At 26.0% G+C, this 16,434-nt stretch carries 18 protein-coding genes and 2 tRNA genes; 11 read left to right on the plus strand and 9 right to left on the minus strand.

The annotated features are described in order from the left end of the window. The first annotated feature begins 5 nt into the window (after nucleotides 1-5). Nucleotides 6-776, plus strand: a complete 771-nt coding sequence (locus tag ACTT9L_RS02085; protein ID WP_440927709.1) for an MBL fold metallo-hydrolase — start codon at nucleotides 6-8, stop codon at nucleotides 774-776. On the opposite strand, the gene ACTT9L_RS02090 is transcribed toward ACTT9L_RS02085, so the two are convergent. The 3 genes from ACTT9L_RS02090 to ACTT9L_RS02100 are packed head-to-tail and all read right to left on the minus strand — an operon-like array spanning nucleotide 771 to nucleotide 2,986. Beyond that, the gene (locus ACTT9L_RS02090; RefSeq protein ID WP_440927710.1) at nucleotides 771-1,313 is read right to left on the minus strand and encodes a glutathione peroxidase; all 543 of its coding nucleotides are present in this window, start codon (nucleotides 1,311-1,313) and stop codon (nucleotides 771-773) included. The genes ACTT9L_RS02085 and ACTT9L_RS02090 overlap by 6 nt on opposite strands. Then, a complete protein-coding gene (gene nhaA / locus ACTT9L_RS02095; protein ID WP_440927711.1) occupies nucleotides 1,310-2,491 on the minus strand; it encodes a Na+/H+ antiporter NhaA in 1,182 nt (393 codons plus the stop codon). The genes ACTT9L_RS02090 and nhaA overlap by 4 nt, the downstream gene beginning before the upstream one ends. A 6-nt stretch (nucleotides 2,492-2,497) precedes the next feature. Then, entirely contained in the window at nucleotides 2,498-2,986 is a 489-nt protein-coding gene (locus ACTT9L_RS02100) for a zinc-ribbon domain-containing protein (protein ID WP_440927712.1), read from the minus strand. A 94-nt stretch (nucleotides 2,987-3,080) separates the two neighbouring features. On the opposite strand from ACTT9L_RS02100, the gene ACTT9L_RS02105 reads away from it, so the two are divergent. The 9 genes from ACTT9L_RS02105 to ACTT9L_RS02145 all read left to right on the plus strand — a co-directional run bounded on the left by ACTT9L_RS02105 (nucleotide 3,081) and on the right by ACTT9L_RS02145 (nucleotide 10,087). Then, nucleotides 3,081-3,157: transfer RNA gene (locus ACTT9L_RS02105), tRNA-Pro, on the plus strand. Between the two features lie 6 nt (nucleotides 3,158-3,163). Next, entirely contained in the window at nucleotides 3,164-3,445 is a 282-nt protein-coding gene (locus ACTT9L_RS02110) for an ETC complex I subunit (protein ID WP_440927713.1), read from the plus strand. A gap of 3 nt (nucleotides 3,446-3,448) precedes the next feature. Continuing rightward, nucleotides 3,449-4,441, plus strand: coding sequence for a putative transporter (locus ACTT9L_RS02115; RefSeq protein ID WP_440927714.1), 993 nt, complete (start codon nucleotides 3,449-3,451; stop codon nucleotides 4,439-4,441). Continuing rightward, a complete protein-coding gene (gene glpX, locus ACTT9L_RS02120; RefSeq protein WP_440927715.1) occupies nucleotides 4,441-5,382 on the plus strand; it encodes a class II fructose-bisphosphatase in 942 nt (313 codons plus the stop codon). Before ACTT9L_RS02115 ends, glpX begins: the two co-directional genes overlap by 1 nt. A 46-nt stretch (nucleotides 5,383-5,428) precedes the next feature. Then, nucleotides 5,429-5,503: transfer RNA gene (locus ACTT9L_RS02125), tRNA-Glu, on the plus strand. A gap of 2 nt (nucleotides 5,504-5,505) precedes the next feature. Continuing rightward, entirely contained in the window at nucleotides 5,506-5,766 is a 261-nt protein-coding gene (locus tag ACTT9L_RS02130) for a GIY-YIG nuclease family protein (RefSeq protein WP_440927716.1), read from the plus strand. A gap of 2 nt (nucleotides 5,767-5,768) precedes the next feature. Continuing rightward, nucleotides 5,769-7,877: a glycosyltransferase gene (locus ACTT9L_RS02135; protein WP_440927717.1), complete on the plus strand. Its 2,109-nt coding sequence runs from the start codon at nucleotides 5,769-5,771 to the stop codon at nucleotides 7,875-7,877. Between the two features lie 11 nt (nucleotides 7,878-7,888). Then, nucleotides 7,889-8,830: a glycosyltransferase gene (locus ACTT9L_RS02140; RefSeq protein WP_440927718.1), complete on the plus strand. Its 942-nt coding sequence runs from the start codon at nucleotides 7,889-7,891 to the stop codon at nucleotides 8,828-8,830. Nucleotides 8,831-8,842: 12 nt separating this feature from the next. Beyond that, nucleotides 8,843-10,087, plus strand: a complete 1,245-nt coding sequence (locus tag ACTT9L_RS02145) for a CDP-glycerol glycerophosphotransferase family protein (protein ID WP_440927719.1) — start codon at nucleotides 8,843-8,845, stop codon at nucleotides 10,085-10,087. Here ACTT9L_RS02145 and ACTT9L_RS02150 read toward each other — a convergent pair. Next, nucleotides 10,084-11,037, minus strand: coding sequence for a site-specific integrase (locus tag ACTT9L_RS02150; RefSeq protein ID WP_440927720.1), 954 nt, complete (start codon nucleotides 11,035-11,037; stop codon nucleotides 10,084-10,086). The genes ACTT9L_RS02145 and ACTT9L_RS02150 overlap by 4 nt on opposite strands. Nucleotides 11,038-11,315: 278 nt before the next feature. Here ACTT9L_RS02150 and ACTT9L_RS02155 point away from each other — a divergent pair, with 278 nt between their 5' ends. Further along, nucleotides 11,316-11,612 (plus strand): methylated-DNA--[protein]-cysteine S-methyltransferase, encoded by a 297-nt coding sequence (locus ACTT9L_RS02155; protein WP_440927721.1) that lies wholly within the window; start codon nucleotides 11,316-11,318, stop codon nucleotides 11,610-11,612. A gap of 510 nt (nucleotides 11,613-12,122) precedes the next feature. On the opposite strand, the gene ACTT9L_RS02160 is transcribed toward ACTT9L_RS02155, so the two are convergent. Genes ACTT9L_RS02160 through argC form a run of 5 tightly spaced genes read right to left on the minus strand, consistent with a single transcriptional unit; the run spans nucleotide 12,123 to nucleotide 16,429 of the window. Beyond that, on the minus strand, nucleotides 12,123-12,974 hold the full coding sequence (locus ACTT9L_RS02160; RefSeq protein ID WP_440927722.1) for a DMT family transporter: 852 nt from the start codon (nucleotides 12,972-12,974) through the stop codon (nucleotides 12,123-12,125). A gap of 20 nt (nucleotides 12,975-12,994) precedes the next feature. After that, nucleotides 12,995-13,894 (minus strand): AEC family transporter, encoded by a 900-nt coding sequence (locus ACTT9L_RS02165; RefSeq protein ID WP_440927723.1) that lies wholly within the window; start codon nucleotides 13,892-13,894, stop codon nucleotides 12,995-12,997. Continuing rightward, nucleotides 13,894-15,186, minus strand: coding sequence for a homoserine dehydrogenase (locus ACTT9L_RS02170; protein ID WP_440927724.1), 1,293 nt, complete (start codon nucleotides 15,184-15,186; stop codon nucleotides 13,894-13,896). Before ACTT9L_RS02170 ends, ACTT9L_RS02165 begins: the two co-directional genes overlap by 1 nt. Then, entirely contained in the window at nucleotides 15,183-15,410 is a 228-nt protein-coding gene (locus ACTT9L_RS02175) for a hypothetical protein (RefSeq protein ID WP_440927725.1), read from the minus strand. The genes ACTT9L_RS02170 and ACTT9L_RS02175 overlap by 4 nt, the downstream gene beginning before the upstream one ends. Continuing rightward, the gene (gene argC / locus ACTT9L_RS02180; RefSeq protein WP_440927726.1) at nucleotides 15,407-16,429 is read right to left on the minus strand and encodes an N-acetyl-gamma-glutamyl-phosphate reductase; all 1,023 of its coding nucleotides are present in this window, start codon (nucleotides 16,427-16,429) and stop codon (nucleotides 15,407-15,409) included. The genes ACTT9L_RS02175 and argC overlap by 4 nt, the downstream gene beginning before the upstream one ends. Nucleotides 16,430-16,434: the final 5 nt, after the last annotated feature.

Raw genomic sequence — 16,434 nt, forward strand, 5'->3', positions numbered from 1 at the left:
AATTAATGAAATTTATTATTTTAGGCTGTGGTAGTTCAATGGGCGTTCCAAGGCCAGATGGTTTCTTTGGAAATTGTGATCCTAATAATAAAAAAAATTATAGAACAAGATGTTCAGCTTTAATTAAAACTACAGATGAAAATATTCTTATAGATACATCTCCTGATCTACGACAACAACTTTTAAGTCATAAAATAAAAAAAATTAATAAAGTACTTTTTTCACACATGCATGGTGATCAAACACATGGAATTAATGATTTAAGATCTTTTTATATAAATAGTAGAAAACCGATTAATGTGTATGCAGATAACCAAACTTCTAAATATCTTAAAAATTCTTTCTCTTATATATTTAAAAGTTATTCAAAAGAATACCCCGCAACATTAAAACTTAATAAATTACAAAAAAAAATATTTATTAAAAATAATTATAAAAAAATTGGTATTCAATCGATTATTGTTGAACATGGTAAAGTAAAATCAAATTGTTTTATTATTAATAAAAAACTGGCTTATATAAGTGACGTGAGCAAAATTTACAATAAAGATCATAAGTATTTTAAAAATCTTAAATATCTAGTAATTGATTGTCTATGGTACAATTTTCATCCATCACATTTTAATTTAGAAACCGCACTAGCTATAATTAAAAAATTCAAACCCAAAAAAGCTGTTCTTACAAACCTATCACCAGTGCTAGATTATAAAGCGCTTAAAAAAATAATACCAAAAAATGTTATTCCTGCACATGATGGATTAACTATAAACTTATAAGATATTTTCTATAGCTTTGGTTATTATTTTTGACATAGGTTTTGTAAAAGATGCAAATGTATCTTGAATAATACCTTCTTTATTAATTAAAATTTTATGAAAATTCCATTTTGGTTCAGCTGATTTACCATGATTTTCTTTTGCCCATTTAAAAAGTTCGTGAGCATTATTACCTTTAACCTCAGTTATGGTTGTTAGTGGAAAATTAATATTAAAATTTACTTCACAAAATTCCTTAATATCTGCATTGCTTTTTTTTTCTTGATTAAATGAATTCGATGGAACACCAAGAACAATTAAACCTTTTTCTTTATATAAATCCCACAATTCTTGTAATTCATCGTATTGTTTTGTAAATCCACAATAACTTGCTGTATTAACAATTAAAATAACTTTATTTTTGTAATCTTTAAAATTAATTGTCTCTCCAGTTATGCTTTCTATGCTTAAATCATAAATTTTTTTTTCGTAGTTAGCTGTTGCTGCAGTTTTAAAAAAAAACATAATTATGGATATCAGAATTATTACTTTTTTCATTTACTAGGTTTATTTGGTGTAAGCAGTATTAAAAAATAACCAAATAAAGTCGATAACAGTGATCCAGTTAATACACCAATTTTTACTCCATCCATATATTGCATGTTTTCAACAAAAGCTAAATTTCCAACAAATAAACTCATTGTAAAACCAATCCCAGTAAGCACTCCTACACCGTAAAAATTATACCAACTTGTATCATTTGGCATTTGAGCTACTTTTAATTTTATAGAGACATAAGAGAATACAAAAACACCTAGCTGTTTACCAAGGAATAGTCCTAATACGATTCCTAGAGGAACCTTATCAAGTAATGAAGCGAAAGATAAACCTTCAAGAGATACTCCAGCATTTGCAAATGCAAATAATGGCATTATTCCAAAAGCAACATATGGACTAATTGCATGTTCGATTTTTATTAACAAAGAAAAATCTTTTTCTTTTTTTCTATGAGGGATAGTCATAGCCAATAAAACTCCAGCAATAGTAGCGTGTATTCCTGAATTATGTGTAAAATCCCAAAGGAAAAGACCTACAACCAAGTATGGAAGAAATTTTTTAATATTAAATTTATTAATTAATAACAAAACAATAAAAGCCAATAACATTAAGCTTAAGTACTTAATACTCAAATCCCCAGAGTAGAATAGGGCAATAATTACTATTGCTCCTAAATCGTCAATTATAGCTAATGCAGTTAAGAATACTTTTAAAGACAAAGGAACTCTTTTACCTAACAAAGATAAAACTCCTAAAGAAAAAGCAATATCAGTAGCTGAAGGAATAGCCCATCCATTTAAAGTTTCACTATCACCTAAATTTACGAAAACATAAAATAATGCTGGAACTAACATCCCTCCTACAGCACCAATTATTGGTAATAAAGCTTGCTTTATATTTGAAAGCTCTCCTTGTAAAAATTCTCTTTTAATTTCTAAGGTTACAAAAAAAAAGAAAATTGCCATCAGGGCATCATTAATCCAATGCAATACTGACAATTTTAATCCAAAACTATTTATACCAATGAATACATAATTATTAAGAGTATCGAAATATAAATCTGCTAGGTCAGAGTTACTTATAAATAAAGCTATTATTGCAGCAAACAACAATACTAGTCCACTTGCGGCTTCTAATTTAAAAAACCATCTAAAAGGTTTAGATATATAATTAATCATAAAAAATTAGAATAGGTCTATAATAAATAGTTTTATATCTTGCAATGTCTCAAAAAGGTTAAATAAAGCAATCTCTAATCCAGGAAACACATTAATTAGTGGGGTTTTTAGTGTATCTAACAAAATAATTAGTGCTACAATTGATATTATAAATACAATCAAATAAGAAAAAAATTTAGATCCTTTATTTTCATTTTCCAAATTTTTAACCTTTTTTGAAATTTCTTTTGATGTTTTGTTTTTTATTTCAGGTTCTGTTATTTTTTCTTTCTGTAAGTTTTTGCTAAATTCTAGATTTTTGTCATTTGTTTCAATAGTTGGTTCTATTTTATTTTCAATATTTTCATTTAATGTTAATGGTGTTTCGCTCTCAATTTTTGGTCTGTAAAACCAAACTCTTTCACATGAACCACATTGTAGTTCTCGCCCTTCTTGTGGTATTAATGAACTATCAATTTTGAATTGTTTCTTTTTGCAAGGGCAAGTAATAATCATGCTTTGTTATATACCAGATTTTAATCAATTTTCTTTTAATTTTGGCTTCTTTATACATTGAAATTATCAATAACTGTTGTATTAGTACTCGGATCGGAGTGTAGCGCAGCCTGGTAGCGCATCTGGTTTGGGACCAGAGGGTCGCAGGTTCGAATCCTGCCACTCCGACCATCGTTTATGAAAAAAGCTATTATTTACATTCCAAATAAAAATCCAATGCAATCTGGATTAGCAAAAAATGACAAATGGATTTTAGAATTTAAAACAAAAGATCCAACAAAAAACCCTTTAATGGGCTGGGAAAGTTCATCAGATACTTATACAGAGTTAAAATTAGAATTTTCTTCAAAGGAATTAGCAATTAATTATGCAAAAAAAAGGAAAATAGATTTCGAATTAATTGAACCTAGAAAAAGAAAAACTGTAAAGAAATCTTACGCAGATAATTTTTTAAAATAATCTATGTTTAGATTTTTCACACAAAAGAATTGGTTTCTTTGGTCATGGATAGGTTCGGCTATCATTCTATCATCTCTTTGGATACAAGTTAAAATAGATGTTAAAATCAATGAATGGTTTGGTGAATTTTATGATATGATTCAAAAAGCTTTAGGAGCACCAAACTCAATTACAATAGAAGAGTATTGGTCAAGCTTACTATCTTTTATAACTTTAGCTGCAATGTATGTTGGTGTAGCAGTTGTGGTAAGTTTTTTTACTTCTCATTATTTGTTTAGATGGAGAACAGCAATGGTTGAATGGTATCATAGTGTTTATGATAAAGCTCGAAAAATAGAGGGAGCTGCGCAAAGAGTTCAAGAAGATACTATTAAATTTTCAAGAATTATGGAGTCTCTAGGTACAAGCTTAATTGAAGCTATAATGATACTTGTTGAATTTATGCCTATTTTATTTGGATTGAGTATTGGAATACCAATATTCTTTTTTGGTGACTGGGATTATGGATTAATAGTGGGCGCTTTAATTTGGTCTGTTGGAGGAACAATTTTTTTAATTTTGCTTGGTTTTATTCTAAGATTAGTTGGGGTTGAGTACGATTTACAGAAAAAAGAAGCAGCTTATAGAAAAATACTTGTAATTGCAGAAGACGATGGATCAGTCAGACCTAAAACAATTGAAGAATTATTTGATGGTGTAAGAAGCATTCATTTTTTAAGTTACGCTAGGTATTTGTATTTTAATATTGGTAGAATAGCGTATTTACAAGCAAATGTTTTATCCGCTTATGTTTTTTTAGCTCCCGCAATAGTTGCTGGAGCTGTTACACTTGGTGTAATGCAGCAAATTATAAGAGCATTTGGAAGAGTAGAAGGATCGATGCAATATATATTAAAAGCTTGGCCAACCATTATAGAACTTGCAAGTGTATATAAACGTTTAAGAGAATTTGAGTCTAAGATTAATGAAGAAAATTTAATTGATGAAAAAGCTTAATGGCTATTGATAAAAAATTTATAGATCAATTTGTTAAAGTTACATCAAATGCAGCATTAGCATCATCATATCAAGTAGGAAAAGGAGATAAAATTGCAGCTGATAAAGCAGCAGTAGACTCTATGAGATTTAGTTTAAACAATCTAGATATGAAAGGTGAGATAGTAATAGGTGAGGGTGAGCTAGATGAAGCACCAATGTTATATATTGGAGAAAAACTAGGAAAAAGTAATGGCCCAGATTTTGATATCGCTGTTGATCCTTTAGAAGGTACAAATTTTGCTGCAAATAATCTTCCTGGTGCTTTATCAGTAATAGCTATTGCTGAAAAAAATAACTTATTTAAAGCCCCTGAAACTTATATGGAAAAAATTTCAACTAAATCAAAAGATAGAAGTGTTGTAGATTTAGATAATTCAGTCAAAAAAAATATTTATAATTTGAGTGATTATTTAAATAAAAAACCAGAAAATTTAACAGCATGTATCATGGATAGACCAAGACATGTTGAAATAATTAGAGATTTAAAAGAATTAAAAGTTAATATTAAATTAATTACTGATGGAGATATTTCTGGTGCATTATTAGTAACTGAAAATAAACATAATGTTGATATTTTTTTGGGTATTGGTGGTGGACCAGAAGGAGTTTTAGCCGCTACAGCATTAGATGCTTTTAATTGTAGTTTTCAAGGGCGATTTTTATTTGAAACAGAGGATGAAAAAAAAAGAGCAAAAAAAATGGGTATAAACGATTTTTCAAAAAAATATGAATTAAAAGAGATTATTTCTGGTGATTCTATATTTTGTGCAACCGGCATTACCAATGGTGACCTAGTTTCAGGTATAGAGATTTATGATAATGAATTTATTTCAGAGACTTTGGTGACGCATAAATCTTCAGGACTAAAAAAAGTAATAAAACTAAAACAAAAAATTTGACGATTAACTTGATTAATTATCTAATTTACAATAAAAAACAGCTTCTGGTCCCTTCGTCTATCGGTTAGGACACGTGGTTTTCATCCTCGAAAGAGGGGTTCGATTCCCCTAGGGACCGCCAAAATGGTTTATTACGTATATATTTTATTATCTAAAGATAATCCTAAAAAACCTACATATGTAGGTTATACAAAAAACCTTAGTATCAGATTAAAATTACACAATAGCTCTAAGGGAGCTAAATTCACAAGAGGTAGACAATGGGAAATAATATATAAAAAAGCCTATAAATCTAAAGTTTTAGCTATGAAAAATGAATATATGTTAAAAAAGGATGTAAAAAAAAGAAAAAAAATTAAAAATGAATATCTTAATAAAATATAAAAATGCAAATTTGTATTCTTCTTCCTTATAAAGAAAATTTTACTAAAAACAAAGCGGGAGCTGTATCTATTTTTGTTAATGATACGAATCAAATTAGTAAATTAAAAAAAAATATTAAAGTTTTTGGCTCTACGTATAATAAAAAAACTTTTAAAAATTATATTAATATCACATTAAAAAAAAAACTTTTTTCAAGTACTTCAAATCAATATTTAAATAACTTTATAAAGTTGATAGATAAAAATAATATAGATCTTATAGAAGTACATAACAGACCCCATTATATAAGCACTTTAGATAAAATCACAAATGTTAAAAAAATTCTTTTTTTTCATAATGATCCCTTAAAAATGCAAGGTTCTATTACTGTTCAAGATAGATTAAGTTTAATAAATAAAAATGAAAAAATAGTATTTAATAGTAATTGGTCTAAAAATCAATTTTTAGTGAATTTACCTAAAAACGTAGATTTAAGTAAAATTACTGTTATTCATCAATCCACATCCTCAACAAAAATTGATTTTAAGAAAAAACAAAAAATAATCTCTTTTGTTGGAAAATTGAATTCATCTAAAGGATATGATATTTTTGGAAAATCTGTCACAAAAATTTTAAATAAATACAAAGATTGGAAATGTATTGTAATTGGCGATGAGCCAAGAGAAAAATTTTCTTTCAAACACAAAAATTTGTATCACTTAGGATATAAAAATAATAAATTTATATTAAATACACTTAAAAAAGTCAGTATTTCTGTTGTACCATCCATGTGGGATGAACCATTTGGTAGATCTAGTTTGGAAGCCGCAAGTAGAGGATGTGCATTAATAATATCTAATACTGGAGGTTTAACTGAGACAACTAATCATGCGATAGTTTTAAAAAAAATTACTGAAAAAAACTTATTTAATAAAATTGATTTCTTAATTAAAAATGTATCTTACAGAATAAAATTACAAAAAGAGTCATATAAAAATTTTAATTTAACTAATGAAAATGCCTCTAGATTAATCGATAACTTAAGATACGATACAATTTCGAAAAATATAAACATTGCTACTAAAAACTTAAAAAATCTTAAAATTCTTCATATCACTAATTTTAACGAAAGATTTGATGGTCGCTTACATTATAATACTGGAAAACGATTTAATAATGGATTTATAAGATTAGGACACAACGTATTAAATATTAGTGATAGAGATATAACATCATATTATAAAAGCTTAGGTGATCCAAAAGGATCTAAAACATTAAATAATAAAATTATTAACTCTTTTAAAAATTTTAATCCTGATATAATTGTTATGGGACACGCTGATAATACATCACTTGATACACTTAATTACATGAAAGAAAAAAAAAAAGAAGTTAAGTTTGTTCAATGGTTTTTAGATCCTGTATCAAAAACAGGTCCCGATTATTTAAATAATAAAAAAAGATTACTAAAATTCTCTGATTTTATGGATGCGAATTTTATTACTACAGACCCAAATTCATTAGATTTTAAATTAAAAAATTCTTTTTTTATTCCAAATCCTGCAGATCCAGCATTTGAAACTTTAGAAAATTATAAGAAAAATTGCCAAAATGATGTTTTTTTTGCAATGAGCCATGGTGTACATAGAGGGATTTTAAAAAAGGGTAAGTATGATGATAGAGAAAAAATTTTAAGTAAACTTATAAAAGAAAATAAAAATATCAACTTTGATTTTTATGGTTTTAAAGAAAAACAGCCTATATGGAGCGATAATTTTATTAAAAAACTATCAAACTCTAAAATGGGTTTAAATCTGAGCAGAGGTAAACCAATAAAATATTATAGTAGTGATAGAATGGCGCAGTTAATGGGGAATGGACTTCTTACTCTAATTGATAAAAAAACTCTATATTCAGATTTTTTTTCTAAAAATGAAATCGTCACATATAAAAACTACAGTGATCTAATTGAAAAAATTAAAAAATATAAAAAAGATGATAATGAAAGAAGGAGAATTGCAAAAAATGGTAAAAAAAAATATTTAAAATATTTTAATTCATCTATCGTATCGAATTTTATCTTAATGAAAACATTTAATATCAAAACTTATGAAAGATTTCTTTGGGATTAAAATCTATTTAAATGAAAATTTTAATTAATGTTAATACGAAACAAAATTTTAATAAAAAATATTCTTTAGGTGGAATAGAAGTTTTAAATTTTGATCTTTTTAATCATTTAAAAAAAGAACATGATGTTGTTTTAATAAATAAAATAAATAAAAATATAAAAAATAAGAAATGGGATATTATTATAAGTTCAAATGATGCAAAAATTTTTAGTTCTGTTTACGCAAAAAGAAACATTCTTTGGCTTCACAATAAATTACAAATTGAAAAAGCTTTTAGAAAAAAACAATTAATCTCTCTATTATCAAATAAAATTGAAACAGTATTTGTTAGTAAATATTTAAATAATAATACATCTAAATTATATAATTTCAAAAAAAGATTAGTAATACCAAATTTTTTACCTAAAATTTTTAATAATCAAAAAAAAATTATTTTTAAAAAACAAAATGTAAAAAGAATTATTTGGTCGGTTCAGAGAGATAAAGGATTACAAGATCTGATTAACGTGTGGAATTTAAAAATTAGACCATTATATCCAAATTCTGAATTACATTTATTTTCAATTAAACTTAAAAAAGAATATCAAAATATATTTAATAACATCTTTTTTCATGGAAGAGTAGAAAGAAAAAAATTAATTAATTATTATAAAAAATCTACATGCATGGTTTGCTTAGGTTATGATGAAACATTTTGTCTAAACGCAATTGAGTCAATGAGAGTTGGTTTACCTGTAATATCTTTGGGCAAAACTGCTCTAAAGGAAATAATAATAAATAATAAGAATGGCTATGTAATTAATTCTATAAATAATATTAATAAACCAATAATCAAATTATTTAATATGAATAATTTAAAATTAAATAAATTAAAGAAATCATCTATTGCTTATGCAAAAAAATATAATTCAAAAAAAATATTTAAGAAATGGGATAGATTAATTAATAACTAAATTCTCTGATTTATGAATAAATTATCTAATTTTTTGAAAAATAATCAAATATATTTAAATTTTAATAAAAGAAGATATGATCATATTTTAAAATCTCTAAAATTTAAAAATAAAATATCAGTTATATTTTTAGTCAATCATATTTCACAGTGGAAATATCAATTATTATTTGAAATCTTTAATAATAAAGATAAATTTGACGTTCATGTAATTTTTATACCTGATGAAAATTACAATGCAGATTATCATAATGAGTATCTTTTAAATAAAGTACAATTTAGTAAAAAAAATATAAATTTAATTTCTTCTTATGATGAATTCACTAAATCATGGAAAAATTTAGATTTTTTGTTTAAACCTGATATTGTTTTTTATTCAAGAACACTTTTAAAATCTAAGTTTAGATATTCAATTTACAATTTTAAAAATAGCCTAAATTGTTATGCTCCTTATTCTTTATTTATTGATAAAAACGATAAGCTACAATGTGGAACTTTATTTCATAAGCTTTTGTGGAAACAATTTCTACCATTTAAAGAAAATTTAAAAATCGTAAAAAATAGTTACGATGCTAAGAATGTTTTAATTTCAGATTATATAGGTTGTGATTATTTTAAAATTAATAGTAATAGTCATATTATATGGAAAAATAAATTTCATAAAAAAATAATTTTAGCTCCACATCATACTATTGAGCATGATAATAAAAAAAATTATTTTTCTACCTTCCTGAAATTATCTAAAGATTTTATTAATCTTTCTATAAAATATAAAAATATGATTGATTTCTGTTTCAAGCCTCATCCAGCTTTAAAGGAAAAGCTTTATGCGCATAAGGATTGGGGATACCATAAAACTGATGATTATTATAATTTCTGGAATAATGGATCAAATACAATTCTATCTGAAGTAGATTATCATGATCTATTTGTTCAGTCTGACGCACTAATTTTAGACAGCGTTTCTTTCACTGCAGAATATTTATATCTTAATAAACCTTATTGTTTTTTAATTAAAGATAATTTTGACTACAATTCATCATTAAATGTTATTGGACAAAAAATTTTTAAAATTATAAAAAAATCTAACAATATTAATTCAATTGAAAAATTTATTAATGATAATGTTTTTAGAATTAATCAAAGTCAATTAGATCATCAAAAACAAATTTTAAATGAATTAAACATATTGAACAAAAATAATAAATTAGCTTCTGAAACCATTTATGATTTTATTTACGAATCAATATTTAATTAGATTTCAACTTTATTTAGAGCATTATTTTTGAATATATTTGCTTCTTTTATATATCTTCTGACCATTTGTGTTGTTTTATGACCTGTCATAGCCATTATGCTTCGCTCATCAGCACCCGACTCAGCAGCGACTGTTGCGAAACCTGATCTTAAACTATGACCCGAATAATTCTTATTTTCTATACCTGCTAAGTTCAAATATTCTTTTATCAATAAAACTACAGATTGGTCTGTTAATCTTTTGTCACTTAATGATAGACCTTTTGTAAATCTTCTAAATATAGGTCCTGATTTAATTTTAGAAATTTCTAACCATTTTTTAAGGTTTGTTACTGGACAATAAATTTCATTAGTGAAGTAGGGCAGCCCCTTAGTCATTCCTTCACCAAATTGATCAGTTTTTGACTTTTTAATTTTTATTTTAAGACCTTCTGAAACAAATTCTAAATCATCATAATTAATTGAAACAAGTTCAGTTCTTCTAAAACCACCTCCAAAGCCAATTAATATTATTGATTTATCTCTTAGTTTTTTTAATTGGTCAACTTTTTGATTATTTATTACATTAATAATTAATTTTAAATGATTGATTAATATAGGTTTTTTACCTTTTTGAATACTTCCTACGACCCTTCTAATTCCCATTAAATTTTCAATTATAATCGGATGTTTTGTGTCTAGATAATGACCTTTTAATTTATGGAACATGCTAATTGACACTAATCTCCGTCTTAAAGTGCTTATTTTTGATTTTTTAGAAAGATGAGTTAAGTACAATGAAACTATTTTAGGATCTGTTGGTAATGAATTAAAATTATGTCTAGCGCAAAAAGCTCCAAAGTCTGCAAAATCTGATTTATAAGCTCTTAACGTGTTATTTGCTTTAGAATTTTTGAGGTTATTTATAGTTTCCTCATGAAGTAATTTAAGTTCTGTAGATAGCTCATTCATACAATCACTAATGATAACAATTAATTATCGTTAGTAATATATCAAGTATTCTACAATGTCAAATAAAATAATTTAATAATTTAAAGGACAATTAATGACATTGTGTGAACAATGGGTATGAAATATTATTTAAATATGGGCATAGACGGAGTAATTGAACCGATATATTTTTTAATAACATCTTTTGGATTTGCAATATTAAGTTTTATTAATTATAAAAAATCTGGAAAAACCCTCGAAACTATTTATCTTTCAATTTTAACTGTTTTCTTTATAATATGTTTCATTATTTTAAATTTTTATTGATGAAGGGTACTAAATTTCAATTAAAAGTCTGGAATTACCTTAAAACTATACCAAAAGGCACTGTTAAAACCTATAAACAAGTAGCTATAGCTATAAAAAGCCCTAAATCAGCGCGTGCTGTAGCTAATGCATGCGGAAAAAATCCTTATGCCCCCAAAATACCTTGTCATAGAGTAATTCGGTCCGATGGAGGCCTTGGTGGATACTCAGGAAGAGGTGGAATTAAAAGGAAACTAAGTTTATTGAAGTCTGAAAAAGTTTGTATTTAGTGGCTTTTTGGCCTATTTTACGGTCAAAAACACTAGTAAAATCAACGTTTTTTTAATATTTAAGCTTATTTTAACACAAACAGCAATATTCACCCTTCAGTTGCACTATATATCTTGATATAACGAAATAAAGCACATCTATGGCTGTTTAAAACATATATTCTATAACTGCATTGCTCTACTTTTAAATGATACCAAGGCTAAATTTAGTGTCAAATTTTATGGAATTTTTTTAAATTTTGTTCCCCTATCAACTTATTAAAATTAAAAGTTTGAATTTTATTTTTAATTTGCCAATAAAATCATTGGTATTAAACACTTTAAGTATTATGGTTTATTTTCTTTATTAAGATTGTTATTTTTGGCTTTATCTATTTAAAATAACAATTATTAATTTTATAATTTGTCTTAATTTATATTTTTTATAATTATAAAAAACATAACAATTACAATAGTTTAAAAATATATTTTAAAGTATTGGATTATATATTAGTAACTATTTATTTACTATTAATTAGAACGAGTAAGCAAATATTCTCTTCTAGAAATATATAGGCCACTTAGAACAATGATAAACAAACCTAAATATGTCCAGTTATCAGGTAATTCATGAAAGAAATAGTAACTAATTAGTATATTGGTAATTATCTCTGTATAGCCCAAAGGAGCTAATTTAGAGGCATCAGCGTATTTGAGTGATAATATTAGGAAAAGATGCGCTACGGAGGCTATAAGGCCAATTAAAGCCATTAAAATCCACTGATTTGACGTGGGATTGATCCAAACTGACGGCATAAAAAGGCTTATTATTATAGTTCCAATCAAACCAGACAGCAAAAGGGTTAATAGAGGATTATCAGAGGTGCTTAGTTTTCTAGTGATAATGAGATAAAATCCATAGCAAATTCCATTACCTAAGGCAGCCATAGTAGCCAAGTTAAGCTCAATAAAGCCAGGTCTAATTACAATTAATGTTCCAATAAATCCCAATGAAACAGCTGTCCACCTTTTCACCCCTACCTTCTCATTTAAAAAAAATGGAGATAAGGCTGTAACACAAATTGGAGCGACAAAAGCTAAGGTTAAGGCTTTAGGAAGTGAAATTTCAGATATGGCGTAAAAAAATAAATAAGTAGAAAAAACAAAAATTAATCCTCTAATTAATTGAAGGGCTGGTTTTTTTGTCCAAACTAATGAATGTCTATAAAAAATAAGCATTAAGGATAATGTGAAGACTACAGTAAAAAAATATCTTGCCCACGTTATCTGTAAAACATCCATAGATGAGCTTAAATATTTAGCAAAAGCATCCATTACAGGAACAATCATCCAAGCAGTAGCATTTAAAATTATAGCCCTCATGATATATATAAGGATATCTCTTAATAGAAGTATTTTAAAGCAAAGAATAATGTAATTGGAATAGTGAATAAGGACATGATTGTAGATACTACAATCGTGCTAGAAATATTATCCACAATTTCTTTTGGAGAGTACATGTGTGCAACCAAGTAACATAAAATTGCACTTGGCATACACGATTGTATCAACAATACACCCGCAGGTATTCCAGATAAATTAAAAAATTTAATAACAGCAAAACCAATAATTGGCCCAAGTATTACTCTTCCAAAGGAAGTTATTAATGCATCTTTAAAAGAAAATACTTTCATTTGAGTAAGAGCTACTCCAAGAGACATTAGGATCATTACAATCATACCGTAGGCTAAAAGCATTACAGTATTTAATACAAATTGAGGAAACGGTATTTCAAAATATAAAAAAACAACTGTTATTATAATTGCATAAAAAGATGGACTTTTTAATATAATTTTAAAATCAAATGAGCGTTTTGCTAAGAATATATTAAGTGTAAAATGCAGTAAAACAATTAGAGATGAAATTGCTGCAGCTATCCCCATTCCTAATTCGCCATAAGCAAATAAGCATATTGGAATACCCATATTGCCTGTATTTGGTAAAATAAATGTAGGTAATTCTCGAATATAATCTTTTTTCATTAGTATAAGAAAAATTAATCCAACAACACCAAATAGACTTAATAGAATTATTGAGTAACCAAAATACTCTTTAAATACTTCAAAAGTAACACCACCTGCCGTAATTGCAAAAATTACTAATGCTGGTGTTCCAAAATTACCAGCGTATGTAGTTATAAATGATGTATCAAAATCTGGATTTTTTTTACCTAGGTGATATCCAAGTCCTACTATTAAGAATACTGGAAATAAAACCTCAAAAAGTTTTAAATAAATTTCCATTAACCAAGCAATCTAATTAATGTTGGTGTTTTTAGAATATTTTTATTTTTCTTGAAAATAGATAAACAGTTATGAATATTAATATCAGTTGTTTTATGAGTAATAATAACAATTGTTGCTTTATTATTTTTTTTATCAGGTGTCTGTATTAGCCTTTTAACTGAAATTTTATATTTAGCTAAACGATTAGTTATTTCAGATAATACACCAGGCTTATCTTTTACTTCGAACCTCAAATATAATGAATTAACATAATTATTTAAATTATATGGTTTTAAAGATTTGAGCTTAGAAACACTAACACCAAAAGGTTTTTTTATATTTCCACGCAAAATTGATAATAAATCAGAAAGCAATGATGAAGAAGTAGGACCTGGTCCAGCTCCCTCCCCTTGTAAAATACTTTCTCCAACTGGTTTACCTTGAAGAATAACTGCATTCATCACACCGTTTACATTACCAATATAAGATTTTTTACTAACTAAACATGGATGAACGGTTTCAAAGAGATGATTATATTTTAACTCAGAAATTCCCAGTAGCTTTATTCTTAAATCTAATTGATTAGCAATTTTAATATCTTTTAATTCAATTTTTTCTATTCCTTCCATTAAACATTTATGTTTAGAAATTTTACTATTAAAGGCTAATGCAGACAAAATTCTTACTTTGGCAAATGCATCAAAACCATTTAGGTCTAATTTTGGATTACCAGGTTCTGCATAACCAAGTACCTGTGCTTTTTTTAAAACATCTGCAAAATTTTCATTCGAATTTTCCATTTCAGATAAAATGTAATTTGAAGTACCGTTCAAAATTCCGTAAACTTTTGATATTTTGTTTGTTGCCAATCCTTCTTTAATAGATCTTAATATTGGGATACCACCAGCAACTGATGCTTCAAATTCCAAATTAACTTTATTTTTTTCTGCAAGTTTTGCTAACTCATTACCATGTTTCGAGATTAAAGCTTTATTAGGTGTAATAACATGAATTTTGCTTTTTAAAGCAGTTTCTACAACTTTTTTAGAAATTCCATCTGATAAACCTATAGCTTCAAATAATATATCAATATTATTTTTCTTAAAAATTTCTAAAGGATTTTTGTAAAATATTTTTTTATTAACTTTGAATTTTCTTTTTTTATTAATATTTCTAGCAGAAACAGCCATGACATTAATTTTCTTACCTGTTTTAAGCTCTATATCTTTTTTTTTTGTATTTAGTTCATTTAGCAAATAATTGCCAACCTGACCAAGTCCTACTAATGCAATATTAATTAATTTACTCATTTGCTTATATCTGGATATTTACTTTTTTTTGTATAGTCATCTATATAAATCTCATATTCCTCTAATGTCATTGATGTTATATCGTCTGATTTTTTTAATATTTCATTTAATTTTTTTTGATTAGTTTTACTTTCAATAGAATTTTCTGTCCAATATTGAGAATCTTTGTTTAATGAACAATTAGCTAATATTAAAGAATATAAAATCATTATAAATTTTCTCATTTTAATCCAGTCGTTTCAGAAAAATTAAATTTATTATTCAGATTTTGTACAGCTTGACCTGCTCCACCCTTAATCAAATTATCAATAGCAGATAAAATGATTATTTTACTGCTATATTTAGATTTGCACACTGAAATATAACAATTGTTTGTATTTATTACGTTGTTGGTGCTTAACAATGTGCCAGACTTTAATATTTTTACAAAACTTTCGTTTTTATAAAAACTAATTAATGTTTTTAATACTTTTGTTTGTGAAATATTATTTTCTAAATCAACATATATTGTACTCAGAATGCCTCTAAACATTGGTGATAAGTGAGGAGTAAAACTAAATTGAAATTTTTTTTTAGTAAATTTTCTTAACATTTGATCTATTTCAGAATTGTGACGATGAAAACCAACTCCATATGCACTTAAAGATTCATATAGATTTTTATCTTTATACTTTTTGTGAACTCCTCTACCAGCGCCTGAATATCCAGATTTTGAATCAATTATTATATTATTTAATTTAATTAAATTTTTCTTAAATAAAGGAAATAGAGGAAGCAATATTGATGTCGGATAACATCCTGGGCATGAAATAATGTTATATTTTTTAATCTCTTTTCTATTAATTTCAGGAAGTAAATAAATACTTTTTTTTATTAAATTAGTTGCTCGATGTTTTTGTTTATACCACTTTAAATAATCAGAAGCTTTTTCTAATCTAAAATCTGCAGCAAGATCTATTAGAGTATGATTTTTGCTTAAATGTTTAGATATGTCCTGTGCTTCCCCATTTGGAAGTGCTGTAAAGATAATATGAACGTCTTTTAATAGTTTTTTATTAAATTTTAAAATTTTTGGTAATTTATATTTAGATAAAGATTTATCGTAAAATTTGACATGTTTACCCACAGAAGAGTTTCCACAAAGGTATTTAATATTAATATATTTGTGTTTAACTAATAATTTAATTAATTGAACACCAATGTATCCAGTTGATCCAGCAACTAATGCGTTAAACTTAGGCATTTTTT

The sequence above is a fragment of the Candidatus Pelagibacter sp. genome, from assembly GCF_052049675.1.
In the GTDB taxonomy this organism is placed as follows: Bacteria; Pseudomonadota; Alphaproteobacteria; order Pelagibacterales; family Pelagibacteraceae; genus Pelagibacter.